Source organism: Bradyrhizobium nivariense (assembly GCF_029846695.2).
In the GTDB taxonomy this organism is placed as follows: Bacteria; Pseudomonadota; Alphaproteobacteria; order Rhizobiales; family Xanthobacteraceae; genus Bradyrhizobium.
Genome location: NZ_JARWCR020000020.1, coordinates 127,309 through 142,179, shown reverse-complemented (window position 1 = coordinate 142,179; position 14,871 = coordinate 127,309). Strand labels below are relative to the sequence as shown.

9 protein-coding genes and 1 tRNA gene are annotated in these 14,871 nt (G+C 65.0%); 6 read left to right on the top strand and 4 right to left on the bottom strand.

The genetic code is table 11. From position 1 onward, the window contains the following. The 3 genes from QCM77_RS18850 to QCM77_RS18840 all read right to left on the bottom strand — a co-directional run. On the bottom strand, positions 1-226 hold a 226-nt coding region (locus QCM77_RS18850; RefSeq protein WP_462676056.1), incomplete at its 3' end, for a transposase. A gap of 66 nt (positions 227-292) precedes the next feature. Beyond that, positions 293-1,093, bottom strand: coding sequence for a hypothetical protein (locus tag QCM77_RS18845; RefSeq protein ID WP_279664661.1), 801 nt, complete (start codon positions 1,091-1,093; stop codon positions 293-295). Between the two features lie 236 nt (positions 1,094-1,329). Continuing rightward, a tRNA-Arg gene (locus QCM77_RS18840) sits at positions 1,330-1,406 on the bottom strand. A 355-nt stretch (positions 1,407-1,761) separates the two neighbouring features. On the opposite strand from QCM77_RS18840, the gene QCM77_RS18835 reads away from it, so the two are divergent. The 6 genes from QCM77_RS18835 to QCM77_RS18810 all read left to right on the top strand — a co-directional run bounded on the left by QCM77_RS18835 (position 1,762) and on the right by QCM77_RS18810 (position 12,982). Then, positions 1,762-6,966 carry an alpha-2-macroglobulin family protein gene (locus tag QCM77_RS18835; protein ID WP_279684504.1) on the top strand — a complete coding sequence of 1,735 codons (5,205 nt, stop codon included), beginning with the start codon at positions 1,762-1,764 and terminating at the stop codon, positions 6,964-6,966. A gap of 113 nt (positions 6,967-7,079) precedes the next feature. Then, entirely contained in the window at positions 7,080-9,188 is a 2,109-nt protein-coding gene (pbpC, locus tag QCM77_RS18830) for a penicillin-binding protein 1C (protein ID WP_511337205.1), read from the top strand. A gap of 50 nt (positions 9,189-9,238) precedes the next feature. Beyond that, positions 9,239-10,981: an ArnT family glycosyltransferase gene (locus QCM77_RS18825; RefSeq protein ID WP_279664657.1), complete on the top strand. Its 1,743-nt coding sequence runs from the start codon at positions 9,239-9,241 to the stop codon at positions 10,979-10,981. Position 10,982: 1 nt separating this feature from the next. Next, positions 10,983-11,828 (top strand): phosphatase PAP2 family protein, encoded by an 846-nt coding sequence (locus QCM77_RS18820; protein WP_279664656.1) that lies wholly within the window; start codon positions 10,983-10,985, stop codon positions 11,826-11,828. A gap of 69 nt (positions 11,829-11,897) precedes the next feature. After that, the gene (locus QCM77_RS18815) at positions 11,898-12,647 is read left to right on the top strand and encodes a glycosyltransferase family 2 protein (RefSeq protein WP_279664654.1); all 750 of its coding nucleotides are present in this window, start codon (positions 11,898-11,900) and stop codon (positions 12,645-12,647) included. Next, positions 12,644-12,982, top strand: a complete 339-nt coding sequence (locus tag QCM77_RS18810) for a lipid-A-disaccharide synthase N-terminal domain-containing protein (protein ID WP_279664653.1) — start codon at positions 12,644-12,646, stop codon at positions 12,980-12,982. Before QCM77_RS18815 ends, QCM77_RS18810 begins: the two co-directional genes overlap by 4 nt. A 111-nt stretch (positions 12,983-13,093) precedes the next feature. Here QCM77_RS18810 and QCM77_RS18805 read toward each other — a convergent pair whose 3' ends face one another. Further along, positions 13,094-14,785 (bottom strand): Na/Pi cotransporter family protein, encoded by a 1,692-nt coding sequence (locus tag QCM77_RS18805; protein ID WP_279664652.1) that lies wholly within the window; start codon positions 14,783-14,785, stop codon positions 13,094-13,096. Positions 14,786-14,871 lie beyond the last annotated feature (86 nt).

Here is a 14,871-nt window from a genome sequence, read left to right as displayed (position 1 = left end):
GCAATTGCTCCGGCGGGATCGAAGGACGCCCCTCGCTGGCGTAGAGCCTCCCAAGGCTGCGGTTCAAATCACTCAAAACATTCCGGACAAGTTCCCGGACCTTCCGCAGCGGATGGTTCGCTGGCACCCGCTTATCGGGCGCGATGTACGAAAACAGGCCGCCCTGGTCCTTAAACCTGCCGCGCATGATCGCCTCTGACGATTCGAGATGGATAAAGTGAATCACCAAGCCCCCTCCGTGGCGAGGGGGTTCTTCAGCAGACTGCTAGTGCTTACGAAGTCAGAATTAGAGCTATTCGTCCGATTTCTTCGTGATTTTCTGCGACGAACTTAGAATATCAAGCCCTCTCCCGAATTCATGGTTCATGGCTGCGGATGCGGGGACATTTCCTGCAATCGTGTTTGCTGCCGCAGCCCTCAAAAATTCCGGAGTGGTAAGCCAACTGCCGGTTGATGAGCGCACCAAACCGCCCATCGGTGGAATGCCCAGCTGCAAGTTTACTCGTTCCCGCTCTGCGGCCATTTGATCGTACATATCGTCGAGTCTGCTTCGAAGATCTTGCACATCAGTAGTAAGTGCCTGCATTTCCGGAGTTGCATGCTGGTCGATTTCGAATTTGGCACGCGCATGAGTAATCGGATTCTCAACAATGAAGCCTGGCGCGATCACTTCAGCAACCACGCTTTTGAGTTCGGCTTTTGCTTTCTCGATGTCCTGCCATTGATTGCGGCTAAAAGGAATCGCGCGATGGGGAGCTACGTCAAAAGGAATTTTTTGATCGGCGAGTATCATGTGAATCGTTGGCAACCGCATCATGTGGCGCACGGCGAGCTCATAAAACGCGTTAGCATTGTGCATGCTCATGTCGGCGATGACCACTTCGGCGTCAAACAGCCTCTGGATCACCTGCGAGTTGATGTCGCCGGGCGCCTTTATTTCATCCGCTCGCTGGACATCGAAGTCTCGAAAATGCTGATCGAAAACAGGGCGAATAATACCTCCAAGCAGCCAGTCCGCATGAGTCCTGGATTCGGAGTTGGACTCCCCGATCGGGCCAATCACAAAACATAACTTACCACGTCCGCTCGTCATCACGCCGATCCTCGAACTCAGCCACCTACTTGATGTTATCCGAGGCTGTCGCGGACTTGAACTCCATCAACAGAATCGATTGTGGACACCCGACGAAGCCACACAATGAAATGCCGCCTCATGTCGCGCCGGATAGCGCGAACCTGAGCGGATCACGGGAAACACGGTGGAAAATTTGCGCAACAGGCGCAATACAAAACTCGACCGTCGACCCCCACCTAACTAACTGAAATCATTGGCGATCCCGGCAGGAATCGAACCTGCAACCCTCAGAGTAGAAATCTGATGCTCTATCCAGTTGAGCTACGGGACCGTCTTGAGCCGCCCTGGTTTGGGGCCAGCTGTTCATCTACCATGCCAATATGAAAAATATCGTCTTTCGCCAAGCCTGAACCGAACCGTTTTCCTCGAAGCCGCGACAAAGCGGAACGGCGGGGTGTCAGGGTGCCGGGTTGAGCGGCCGCGTACTGGACGATGGATCACATCGCCGGGAGCGCTGGCCAGCTTCCGGGACACGGCCGCCGGTCGACTGGTTCGGTATTGCTGCGCCATCAGGACGGCGTGCGCGGCGGTATCTGCACCTTTGGTTCCATCGCCTTGAGTCCGTCACCTTTCCGCGCACTTCATGCGCCAGCGGGCGTTCGTCCGCGATTTCCGGGAGTCCATCCATGATCGGTCTGGTTCGCGCCGTCACACTCTGCGCCACGCTGGCGTTTGGCCTTGTGGCCGCGCACGCGGCGGACAAGGCGTTCAAGCGGGACGACCTCGCTGATTCCGCGATCAAGCTGGAGGCGCAGATCAAGGGCGAGGCCGGGCCGGTTGCGAAGACCATCGCGACGCTGCGCACCGACGCCGACGCCGCCTTCCGGCGCAACGATTACCGCACCGGCCTGTCGGTGCTCGGCCAGATCGCCACGACCACGCCGGAGGATGCCGGCAACTGGCTGCGACTGGCAAAAGTCATCTTCCAGATCACGCCGAAGAGCTCGAGCGAGCAGACTTTCCTGCTGGAGCGCGCCTCGACTGCCGCCTACATCGCCTACCAGCGTGCCGGCAATGGGGGCGAGGAGGCCGACGCGCTCGCGGTGCTCGGCAAGTCGCTGTCCGAACGGAAACTGTGGCGGCCGGCGCTGGATGCGCTGCGGCTGTCGCTCGACATGCGCGAGGTCGCCGACGTCCGCGGCCAATATGAGAAGATGCGCGACGAGCACGGTTTTCGGCTGCTCGACTACACCGTGGACTCGGACTCGGCGAGCCCGCGCGCCTGCTTCCAATTCTCGGAGGAGCTCGCCAAGCGCACCGATTTCGCGCCGTACCTGGCGCTGGCGGGCCAGGACAAGCCGGCGCTGTCGGCCGAGGGCAAGCAGCTCTGCGTCGACGGGCTGAAGCATGGCGAGCGCTACAACGTCAATCTGCGTGCCGGCCTGCCGTCTACCGTGAAGGAAGGCCTGCCGAAATCGGCCGAGTTCAACATCTATGTGCGCGACCGCAAGCCCTTCGTGCGCTTCAACAGCCGCGCCTATGTGCTGCCGAAGACCGGCCAGCGCGGCATTCCCGTGGTCAGCGTCAATACGCCCGCGGTCAACATCAACGTGTTCCGGATCGGCGACCGCAATCTGATCAACACGGTGGTCGATAGCGATTTCCAGAAGACGCTGTCGAAATATCAGCTCAGCGATCTCGGCGGCGAGCGCGGTGTGAAAGTCTGGACCGGCGAGCTCGCGACCGCGATGACGCTGAACCAGGACGTCACCACCGCATTCCCGGTCGACCAGGCGCTCGGCGAGCTCCAGCCCGGCGTCTACGTGATGACGGCCGCGGCCAAGGGGCCGGGCTCGGACGACGACTACCAGCTCGCTACCCAATGGTTCATCATCTCCGATCTCGGCGTCACAGCCTATTCCGGCAATGACGGCATCCACGTCTTCGTGAATTCGCTGGCGTCGACCGATCCGGTCGGCAAAGCCGAGGTGCGGCTGGTCGCGCGCAACAACGAGATTTTGGCCACCCGCAAGACCGACGATTCTGGCCACGTGCTGTTCGAGGCGGGGCTTGCGCGCGGCGAGGGCGGCCTGTCGCCGGCGATGCTCACCGTGACCGGCGAGAAGGCCGACTATGCCTTCCTCAGCCTGAAGACCTCCGCCTTCGACCTGTCCGACCGTGGCGTCTCTGGCCGCGCGGTGCCGGCAGGCGCCGACGCCTTCGTCTATGCCGAGCGCGGCGTCTACCGCCCCAGCGAGACCGTCTATCTCACCGCGCTCTTGCGCGACGGGCAAGGTAACGCCGTCACCGGCGGGCCGATGACCCTGGTGATCGAGCGCCCTGATGGTGTCGAATTCCGCCGCGCCGTGCTGTCCGACCAGGGTGCCGGCGGACGCTCGTTGTCCGTGCCGCTCAACTCGGCCGTCCCGACCGGGACCTGGCGGGTGCGCGCCTTCACCGATCCGAAGGGGTCGTCGGTCGGCGAGACCACCTTCATGGTCGAGGACTACGTCCCTGACAGGATCGAATTCGACTTGTCTGCCAAGGACAAGCTGATCAAAGCTAACGCTCCAGTGGAGCTTAAGGCGGACGGTCATTTCCTCTATGGCGCGCCGGCCTCGGGCCTGGCGCTCGAAGGCGACATGCTGGTTGCGCCCGCGTCCGAGCGGCCGGGCTTTGCCGGCTACCAGTTCGGCGTCGCCGACGAGGAGACCACCTCGAACGAGCGCACGCCGCTGGAGAACCTGCCCGAGGCCGACGCCAACGGCGTTGCGACCTTCCCGGTGACGCTGGACAAGCAGCCCGCCTCGACGCGGCCGCAGGAGGCGCAGATTTTCGTCCGCATGGTCGAGACCGGCGGCCGTGCCGTCGAGCGCAAGATCGTGCTGCCGGTCGCACCCGCGGCCGCGATGATTGGCATCAAGCCGCTGTTTGGCGACAAGAACGTCGCCGAGGGCGACAAGGCCGATTTCGATGTCGTGTTCGTCTCGCCCGAGGGCGAGAGGCTTCGCCGCGACGGCCTGCGCTACGAGCTCCTGAAGATGGAGTCGCGCTACCAATGGTATCGCCAGAGCAATTACTGGGAGTACGAGCCGGTCAAGTCGACCTCGCGCATCTCTGACGGTGACGTGACCGTTGCCGCCGACAAGCCGTCACGGATCTCGTTGACCCCGCAGCCCGGCCGCTATCGTTTGGATGTGAAGTCGAACGACGCCGACGGCCCGGTGACCTCGGTGCAGTTCGACGTCGGTTGGTATTCCGACGGCAGCGCCGACACGCCGGACCTCTTGGAGACCTCGATCGACAAGCCGCAATACGCCTCGGGCGACACCATGACCGTCTCGGTCAACGTCCGCAGCGCCGGCAAGCTGACCGTCAACGTGCTTGGCGACCGCCTGCTGACGACGCAGACCATCGACGTCAAGGAAGGTACCGCACAGGTGAAGCTCCCGGTCGGCAAGGACTGGGGCACCGGCGCCTATGTGGTAGCGACGCTACGCCGTCCGCTCGATGCGGCCGCGCAACGCATGCCGGGCCGGGCGATCGGACTCAAGTGGTTCGGCATCGACAAGCAGACCCGCACGCTCCAGGTGAAGCTGACGCCGCCGGCGCTGATTCGGCCGAATGCGATGTTGAAGATCCCGGTCAAGCTCGACGGCCTCAATCCGGGCGAGGACGCCAAGATCGTCATCGCCGCGGTCGACGTCGGCATCCTCAACCTCACCAATTACAAGCCGCCGGCGCCGGACGACTATTATCTCGGCCAGCGCCGCCTGAGCGCGGAGATCCGCGATCTCTATGGGCAACTGATCGACGGCATGTCGGGCACGCGCGGGCAGATCAAGTCCGGCGGCGACGCCGGTGCCGCCGAGCTCCAGGGCTCGCCGCCCGCGCAAAAGCCGCTCGCGCTCTATTCGGGCATCGTCACCGTCGCCGCCGACGGTACCGCAGAAGTGAGCTTCGACATTCCGGAGTTCGCCGGGACCGCGCGCGTGATGGCGGTGGCGTGGACCGCGACAAAGCTCGGCCGTGCCAACACGGATGTGGTGATCCGCGATCCCGTGGTGCTGACCACGACCCTGCCGCGTTTCCTGCTCAACGGCGACCACGGCACCGTCAATCTCGAGATCGACAATGTCGAGGGGCAGGCCGGCGATTACGTCATCAACGTGAAGACGGGCGGCCCGGTGAAGATATCAGGCAATCCCGCAACCACGGTCAAGCTCGCCGCCAAGCAGCGCAACTCTTTCTCGTTCGCCATCGACGCGACGGCCGCGGGGCAGGCGACGCTCGACGTCGACATCAAGGGGCCGAATGGCCTGGCGCTGGCGCGCCATTATGCGCTCGACGTCAAGGCGGCGACCCAGGTGCTGGCGCGGCGCTCGATCCGGACGCTGGCGAAGGGTGAGAGCCTGACGTTGACCTCGGATATGTTCGCCGATCTCGTGCCGGGCACCGGTAGCGTCTCGGTCTCGGCCAGCCTGTCGACTGCGCTCGATGCGGCGACGATCCTCAAAGCGCTCGATCGCTATCCCTATGGCTGCTCGGAGCAGATCACCAGCCGCGCCATGCCACTGCTCTATGTCAACGAGCTCGCGGCCGGCGCGCATCTCGCCATGGACACCGACGTCGATCAGCGCATCCGCGACGCCATCGAACGGCTGCTGGCGCGCCAGGGCTCGAACGGCTCGTTCGGCCTGTGGTCGGCCGGCGGTGACGATTCCTGGCTCGACGCGTATGTGACGGACTTCCTGACCCGCGCCCGCGAAAAGGGTTTTGTGGTGCCGGATGTGCTGTTCAAGAATGCGCTGGATCGAATCCGCAACTCCGTCGTCAATGGCAACGAGCCGGAAAAGGACGGCGGCCGCGATCTCGCCTACGGCCTCTACGTGCTCGCGCGCAACGGCGCGGCGCCGATCGGCGACCTCCGCTATCTCGCCGACACCAAGCTGAGCAACCTCGCAACTCCCATCGCGAAGTCGCAGCTCGCCGCGGCGCTCGCGCTGGTCGGCGACCGCAACCGCGCGGAACGGGTGTATGGCGCCGCGCTCGACAGCCTCGCGCCAAAGCCTGTGCTGGAGTTCGGCCGCACCGACTACGGCTCGCAGCTCCGCGATGCCGCTGCGCTGGTCTCCCTTGCCAGTGAAGGCAATGCGCCGAAGGCGACGCTGACGCAGGCGGTGTTGCGGGTCGAGACCGCGCGCGGGCTGACGCCCTATACCTCCACGCAGGAGAATGCGTGGCTGGTGCTGGCGGCGCGCGCGCTCGCCAAGGAGAACCTGTCCATGGAGATCGACGGCCAGCCGGTCAAGACCGCGCTGTACCGCAGCTACAAGGCGGCGACCTTGGAGGGCAAGCCGCTGAAGATCACCAATACCGGCGATGCGCCGGTGCAGGCGGTGGTCTCGGTGTCGGGTTCGCCGGTGACGCCGGAGCCTGCGGCATCGAACGGCTTCAAGATCGAGCGCAATTACTTCTCGCTCGACGGCAAGCCCGCCGATATCAGCAAGGTCAAGCAGAACGACCGCTTCGCCGTGGTGCTGAAGATCACCGAGGCCAAGCCCGAGTACGGCCACATCATGGTGTCCGACTATCTGCCGGCCGGCCTGGAGATCGACAATCCAAAACTGGTGTCGTCGGGCGACAGCGGAACGCTGGGCTGGATCGAGGACGGCGAAGAGCCAGAAGATACCGAATTCCGCGACGATCGCTTCACGGCGGCCGTCGACCGGGCCTCGGATTCCAAGGCGGTCTTCACGGTAGCCTATGTCGTGCGTGTGGTCTCGCCCGGCAAATACGTGCTGCCGCAGGCCTATGTCGAGGACATGTACAATCCCTCGCGCTATGGCCGCACCGGGACGGGCAACGTCGAGGTGCGGGCGGCGAAGTGAGTGAGATGAAAGTCGAGCCACATATTCAGTCGTCATGCCCGGGCAAAAGCGCGAAGCGCGTCTTCGCGCAGATGTCCCGGGCATCCACGAACTGTGGCGCCGTCGGCAAGAACGTGGATGGCCGGGACAAGCCCGGCCATGACGGAGCAAAGGGCAGGGGCCTGCATGTCCTCTCCGCGCTCGCGCTCACGCTCATCCTCGCCGTCTGCGCTTTCGTCGCCTGGGTCTACTCCCTCGACCCGCTGCCTTTCGACGAAGCCCGCCAGGTCTCCACCACCATCATCGACCGCAACGGCAAGCTGCTGCGCGCCTATGCGATGGCGGACGGGCGCTGGCGGCTGCCGGTCGAGACAAAGGCGAATGTCGATCCGACCTATCTCAAACTGCTGCTGGCCTATGAGGACCAACGCTTCTACGCACATGACGGCATCGACCCGCTGGCGCTGGGGCGCGCTGCGTTTCAGCTTGGGACGCGCGGCCACATCGTCTCGGGCGGCTCGACCATCTCGATGCAGCTCGCGCGGCTGATGGAGCCGAGGCGGCAGCGCTCGCTCTATGCAAAGCTGCGGCAGATGGTGCGTGCGATCGAGATCGAGCGGAGCTTGAGCAAGGAGCAGATCCTCGACCTCTACCTCGCGCTCGCGCCTTACGGCGGCAACCTCGAAGGCATTCGCGCCGCCTCGATCGCCTATCTCGGCAAGGAGCCGAAGCGGTTGTCGTTGGCGGAAGCCGCGCTGCTGGTCGCGCTGCCGCAATCGCCGGAGACCCGCAGGCTCGACCGCTATCCCGATGCGGCGCGCAAAGCGCGTGACCGTGTGCTCGACCGCATGGTCGAGGAACATGAGGTCAGCCTCGACGATGCGGTACAGGCCAAGGCCGTTCCCGTACCAAAACTGCGCAAGCCGATGCCGATCCTGGCGCCGCATGCCTCCGACGCGGCGCTTGCGACGGTCAAGGACACGCCCGTCATCAAGCTGACGCTCGATGCCAACCTCCAGAAGGTGTTGGAGCCGCTGGCGCGCGACCGCGCCATTGCACTGGGGCCGAACATCTCGGTCGGCATCATCGTGGTCGACAATGAGAGCGGCGACGTGCTGGCGCGCGTCGGCTCGGCGGATTATTTCGACGAGCGCCGGGCAGGGCAGGTCGACATGACCCGCGCCATCCGCTCGCCGGGATCGACGCTGAAACCTTTTATCTACGGGCTCGCTTTCGAGGACGGGTTCGTTCACCCCGATAGTTTGATCGACGACCGCCCGGTCCGCTTCGGCTCCTACGCGCCGGAAAATTTCGACATGACGTTCCAGGGCACGGTGCCGGTGAAGAAGGCGCTGCAGATGTCGCTGAACGTGCCCGCGATCGTCCTGCTCGACCGCGTCGGCGCGAGCCGGCTGGCGTCGCGGCTGCGCCAGGCCGGCGGCAATCTGGTTCTGCCCAAAGACGAGGCGCCGGGGCTTGCCATGGGCCTTGGCGGCGTCGGCGTGACGCTGCAGGACCTCGCCCAGCTCTATGCGGGCTTCGCCCGGCTCGGCACCACCAAGCCGCTGCGCGAGATCATGACTGACAGAGACGACCGCGAGCCGCTGCGGCTGCTCGATCAGGTCGCGGCCTGGCAAGTCGGCAATGTGCTGCTCGGCACCCCGCCGCCGGAGAACGCCGCCCACAACCGCATCGCCTTCAAGACCGGCACCTCCTACGGCTACCGTGACGCCTGGTCGATAGGCTTCGACGGCCGCATGACCATCGGCGTTTGGGTCGGCCGGCCCGACGGCGCGCCGGTTCCGGGCCTGATCGGCCGGGTCGCCGCGGCGCCGATCCTGTTCGACGCCTTCGCCCGGACTGGCAAGACGTTGGCGCCGTTGCCGAAGCCACCAAAGGGAACCCTGGTCGCCAGCAACACCAAGCTGCCGTTGCCCTTGAGGCGGTTCCGCCCGGTCGGGGATCTGGTGCGGACGGGGGGCGAACAGGCTCTGCACATCCAGTTCCCCCTGAACGGCTCGCGGATCGACGTCGATCGCTCGGGTGGCGAGGGGGGCGCGGCCATGCCGGTCAAGGTCGCCGGCGGCGTCCTGCCCATGACCGTCATGGTTAATGGCACCGCGCTGGGCGGGATCGACGGACGGCGCCAGCGGCTGATCGATCCGCCCGGTCCGGGCTTTGCGCGGCTCACCGTGATCGATGCGACGGGCGCCACGGACACAGTTGTCATTCGAATTCAATGAGCCTGCCTCAAGCGGTTGTGGCAATGACGGTTTCAGCGTAAGCGGAACCAATGGCCGAGACCTACCCAACACCCCGTTTTGGAGCTCCCCGCGAGCCGAAATCCCCGGTGAATCCGGGCAGCCGGCTCGTGTCCATGTTCGACATCGCCACAGCCAGCCATGCTCGCGCGGTCGGCTTCCTGCTGCTGTGCGCGCTGCTGCTGTTCCTGCCGGGCTTCTTCACCATCCCGCCGGTTGACCGCGACGAGGCGCGCTTTGCGCAAGCGACCAAGCAGATGGTCGAGAGCGGCGACTATGTCGACATCCGCTTCCAGGAGGACGTCCGCTACAAGAAGCCGGTCGGCATCTACTGGTTGCAGTCGGCTGCGGTTGAAGTCGCGTCTGCGCTCAAGCTGCCGAAGGCCGAATTGCGGATCTGGGTCTACCGGCTGCCGTCGCTGATCGGCGCCATCGGTGCTGTGCTCATGACCTATTGGGCGGCGCTCGGCTTCGTCACGCGCCGCGCCGCGGTGCTCGCAGCACTGCTGATGTGCGCCTCCGTGCTGCTCGGCGTCGAGGCGCGGCTTGCGAAAACCGACGCGATGCTGCTGTTCTGCGTGGTCGCCGCGATGGGCGCGATGGGGCGGGCCTATTTGTCGTGGCAGCGCGCCGAGGACGAGACCCATCCGCCCTGGACCTGGCCCGCGATCTTCTGGACGGCTCTCGCTGTGGGCATCCTGATCAAGGGCCCGCTCATCCTGATGTTCGCGGGCCTGACCATCGTCGCGCTCGCGATCCAGGACCGCGATGCCTCCTGGCTGTGGAAGCTGCGCCCGCTCTGGGGCCTGATGTGGATGCTGGTGCTGGTGCTGCCCTGGTTCGTCGCGATCTTCTGGCGCGCGGGCGATGCCTTCTTCGCCGATTCCGTCGGCGGCGACATGCTGAGCAAGTTAGGGGCTCAGGAATCCCACGGCGCGCCGCCTGGACTGTACCTGGCGCTATTCTGGATCACGTTCTGGCCCGGCGCGCCGCTCGCGGCGATGGCAGCGCCCGCGGTCTGGCGCGCGCGGCGCGAGCCCGGCGCCCAATTCCTGCTGGCCTGGCTGGTCCCGTCCTGGATCGTGTTCGAGGCGGTGCTGACCAAGCTGCCGCATTACGTGCTGCCGCTGTACCCTGCGATCGCGATCCTCACCGCGGGCGCGCTGGAGCGGCGCGTGCTGTCGTGGTCCTGGCTGATGCGCGGCTCGGCCTGGTGGTTCGCGATTCCCGTGGCCGGCTCGATCATCGCCGTTATCGGCGCTGTGATGCTGACGCGGCAACCGGCCTTCGTAGCCTGGCCGTTCATCGCGGCCTCGCTGATCTTCGGCCTGTTCGCCTGGTGGCTTCACGACAACAACCACGCCGAGCGCTCGCTGCTCAACGCGCTGGTCGCAGCCCTGATGCTCGCGGTGACGGTCTACGGCATCGTGCTGCCGTCGCTGACGCCGCTGTTTCCGAGCATCGAGGTCGCACGCGCGCTTCGCAACGTCACCTGCGTCGGCCCGAAGGCGGCCGCGGCCGGCTATCACGAGCCGAGCCTCGTCTTCCTGACGGGCACGCAGACGCTGCTCACCGACGGTTCGGGCGCGGCGGATTTCCTGCGGCAGGGGAGCTGCCGTTTCGCGCTGATCGAGCAGCGTTCGGAGCGCGGCTTCGTGCAGCGCGCCGAGGCGATCGGGCTGCGCTACAAGGTTGGCACGCGCATCGACGGCTATAATTTCTCGCAAGGGCGCGCGATCTCGATCTCGATCTTCCGTTCGGAAGGCACCGAGTAGGATGTCGGCGCCAACCGACATCGCGCCGCGCGCGAGCTATCCCGCGCAATTGCTCGCCGTGTCGGGGAGCGCCCTGGCGCAACTCGTTCGTACGCCGTCCCATTCGCGCCGCGCCGAGGCCGCGCGAAAGCTGGCGCGGCATTCGCTGTGGCTCGGTGCGGCAGGTGCAGCCCTGGTCATCGTGCTGATGGTCGCGTTCGATCTGACCGAGATCCAGCTGATGCCGGCGCGTGGCACGCCCGGCCTGTGGCCGATCCGCATCCTCACCGATTTCGGCAAGGACGAGTATGTGCTCTCGGTGCTGGGGGGCGCGCTGGTGATCCTGGCGCTGGTTGCAGCGTGGCTGCACGGCGCAAGCCGCACATTGCTGCTCGGCGTCGGCACGCGGCTGCAATTCATGTTTCTGTCTGTTGCCCTGTCCGTATTCATCGCCGAGATCCTGAAATATCTCATCGGTCGCGGACGTCCGTTCGTCGGCGGCAAGGCCAATCCGTTCAACTTCATCCCGTTCGAGGGGACGGGGGCCTATGCCAGCCTGCCCTCAGGTCATGCGGTGACGGCGTTCGCGCTGGCGTTTGCGGTCTCGGCGCTGTGGCCGCGCCTGCGCGTGTTCATGTTCACTTACGCGATCGTGATCCTGCTGACGCGGCTGGTGCTGCTCGCGCACCACCCGAGTGACGTGGTGGCCGGCGCCCTGGTCGGCATGGTCGGCGCCATGGCGGTGCGCTACTGGTTCGCGGCCCGCAGGCTCGGCTTTGCGATCCGTGCCGACGGCACCATTGTGCCTCTGGCTGGGGCGGTCTCGGGCCGCCTCAAAAGGGTTGCCCACGGGGCATCGGCCCCATAAAAGCGGCTGCCTGCCGGGGGCTGCCGGTTCCTTTAGGGTGCAGGCCAATTCCAACCACGAGCTTTCGATTTGTCGTCGTCCCAGCCTTCGGTTTCCCAGCCCTCGGTTTCCATCGTCGTTCCCGTGCGCAACGAAGCCGACAACATCGTGCCGCTGATCGAGGAGATCGGCGCGGCGCTCGACGGCCGCTGGGCCTATGAGATCATCTACGTCAATGACGGTTCGACGGACGCGACCGGCGAACGGCTCGGCGCGATCATGAAGCAGCGGGACAATCTGCGCCAGCTCCGCCATGCCAGATCCGGCGGCCAGTCCGCGGCAGTGCGTAGTGGCGTGCGCGCAGCGCGCGGCGCCATCGTGGCGACGCTCGACGGCGACGGCCAGAACAATCCGGCTTTCCTGCCGGACCTGATCGCGGCCGTCGAGAACGGAAGCAAGGTCGGACTTGCCGCGGGACAACGCGTCGGCCGCAAGGATACCGGTTTCAAGAAACTCCAGTCGCGCGTCGCCAACGGTGTTCGCAACGCGATCCTGAAGGACGGTACGCGCGACACCGGCTGCGGATTGAAGGCGTTCCGGCGCGAGGTGTTCCTGATGATGCCCTATTTCGACGGGCTGCATCGCTTCCTGCCGGCGCTGGTGCGCCGCGAGGGCTACGAGATCGCCTATGTTGACGTGATCGACCGGCCGCGCCGCTCCGGCGTGTCAAATTACGGTTTCTTCGACCGGCTGTGGATCGGCATCATGGATCTCTTCGGCGTGTGGTGGCTGATCCGCCGCAAGAAGCCGACGCCAGATGTGACTGAGGTGCAGGCATGATCATCCAATACGGTCAGGCGTTGAGCAATTATCTCTACGACGTCTTCGTCGCCAAGTTCGATTTCTGGCTGGCGTTCGGCCTCGTCGCGCAGCTGTTCTTCACCGCGCGCTTCCTCGTGCAATGGATCGCGAGCGAGCGCGCCGGCAACAGCGTGGTGCCGATGGCGTTCTGGTTCTGCTCCATGGGCGGCGGGCTGATGACGCTGGTCTATGGCGTCGTGAAGCGCGAGCCGGTGATCATCCTCGGCCAGGCGCTCGCGACCATCATCTATATCCGCAACATCATGCTGATCGTGAAGAACCGCGGCCGGGGCTCGAAGACGGTCGAGCGCTGATCCGAGGCGACTAAAGCGCGATGAGATGAGGATGAATCATCATCGCGCTTTAGGTTGTTGTTTGAGCATGATCTTTTCGGAAAACCGCTTCGCACTTTTCCGGATCATGCCCTAGCGCGGCAGTGCCGAGGCCGCACCTGACTCGGGCAAGGCGGCCGCATCCGCCTCGGGCCTGCGATAGGGCTCGCCGGCCGCATCCAGCACCGGATAGGCGACCGAGCAGATATGCGAGTGGATGCGGCGCAGGTCGCGCAGCACGTCGAGATGCAGCGAGGTGGTCTCGATGGTCTCGGGGCGGCCCTCGCGCAGGCGGTCGAGGTGGCGCTCGACGGCGGCAAGCTCGGTGTTGCGCAGCGCCGTCTTCTCCACCAGCAGCTTGCGCGCCTCGTTGGCGTCGCCCGACATGAAGATGCCGAAGGCGATACGCAGCGAATCCATCGTGCGCTTGTGGAACGCGGCGAGCTCCTCGGCGCCCTCTGGCGAGAACTGAAAGCGGCGCTTGATCTTCTTGGTTGCCAGCTCGCTCAGACTCTTGTCGATGATGTCGCCGATATGTTCCAGATTGATGGCGAAGGAAATGATCTCCATCGCGCGCCGGCCCTCGCTCTCGTCGAGGCTGCCGCGCATGAGTTTCGTCACGTAGAGCTTAATGGCTTCGTCGAGGCCGTCGACGATGTTGTCCATCTTCGAGACCTGGTCGACCAGCGCGCGATCGCCGGTCATCATCGCCGCCATCACCTTGCGCAGCATCACCTCGACGAGATCGCCCATGCGCAAGGCCTCACGCGCGGCGTCGGTGAGCGCCAGTGACGGCGTCTCGAGTGCCGACTCGTCGAGATAGCGCGGCCGAGCCGGATCAGCCTCCTGAACACGATCGGGCAGGAGCCGGGTCAACAGGCGCGACATGGTGTCGAGCAGGCCGATGAAGATGACCGCCGTGCCGACATTGAAGGCGATGTGGAAGGCCGCCGTCATCCTGGCGAGATCCGGCTGCCAGGCGTGCATGTGCGCGGCGATCCCATTCAGGAATGGCAGCACCAGCGCGATCCCGATCATGCGGTTGGCCAGATTGCCGAGCGGCAGGCGGTAGCTCGCGGGATCGTCGCGCCTGGCGCCTTCGAACACGGGGTTGATGGCGCTGCCGAGATTGGCCCCTAGCACCAGCGCGAGGGCTGCGTAAGGCGTGATGAACTGCGAATAGGCCAGCGACATGATCAGCAGGACGCTGGCGACGCTCGAATGCACCGCCCATGTGACGAGCGCGGCGATGACGATGCACAGAATAGGATCGCCTGTTATCGCCGACATCATGACACGAGCACCCGGCGCGTTCTCCGCGGGGGCCAGCGTGTCGAGCAGGATGTGCAGCGAGAGCAGCATCAATCCGAGCCCAATGAGGACGCGGCCGATATCCTTCATCCGCGACCGCGGGCCGGAGCGGAAGGCGACCAGCCCGAGCACGAACAGGACAGGCGCAACGGCTGCGATGTTGAACGACAGCACCTGCACGATCAGCGTCGTGCCGACATTGGCTCCCAACATGATGGCGAGCGCGGCGGCGAGGCTGACGAGGCCCTCGGCCGCGAACGAGCTCGTGATCAGCGCCGTCGCCGTGCTGCTCTGGAGCAGGGCAGTGAGGCCTAGCCCGGCCGCGAACGCGTTGAAGCGGTTACCGAGCGCCTTGCCAAGCAGCCGCCGCAGATCCGGACCGAAGGCGCGCAGAATCCCGCTGTGGACCATGTGCAGGCCCCACAGCAACAGCGCCACGCCGCCCATCAGATCGAGCAGAACCAACGTTCCCATGCTCCGTGTCCGGATTAGAGTCGATTGGTGAGGCTAGCGCCAAATGTCAGCGGATCAAACCCCTTGTTGGCGCATGGCGTTAACGT

Bases quoted from the DNA above. Each gene is read 5' to 3' on its own strand.
- QCM77_RS18810 (WP_279664653.1), top strand. From the start codon at position 12,644: ATGATCATCCAATACGGTCAGGCGTTGAGCAATTATCTCTACGACGTC.
- QCM77_RS18845 (WP_279664661.1), bottom strand. From the start codon at position 1,093: ATGACGAGCGGACGTGGTAAGTTATGTTTTGTGATTGGCCCGATCGGG.
- QCM77_RS18805 (WP_279664652.1), bottom strand. From the start codon at position 14,785: ATGGGAACGTTGGTTCTGCTCGATCTGATGGGCGGCGTGGCGCTGTTG.
- QCM77_RS18835 (WP_279684504.1), top strand. From the start codon at position 1,762: ATGATCGGTCTGGTTCGCGCCGTCACACTCTGCGCCACGCTGGCGTTT.
- QCM77_RS18825 (WP_279664657.1), top strand. From the start codon at position 9,239: ATGGCCGAGACCTACCCAACACCCCGTTTTGGAGCTCCCCGCGAGCCG.
- QCM77_RS18820 (WP_279664656.1), top strand. From the start codon at position 10,983: ATGTCGGCGCCAACCGACATCGCGCCGCGCGCGAGCTATCCCGCGCAA.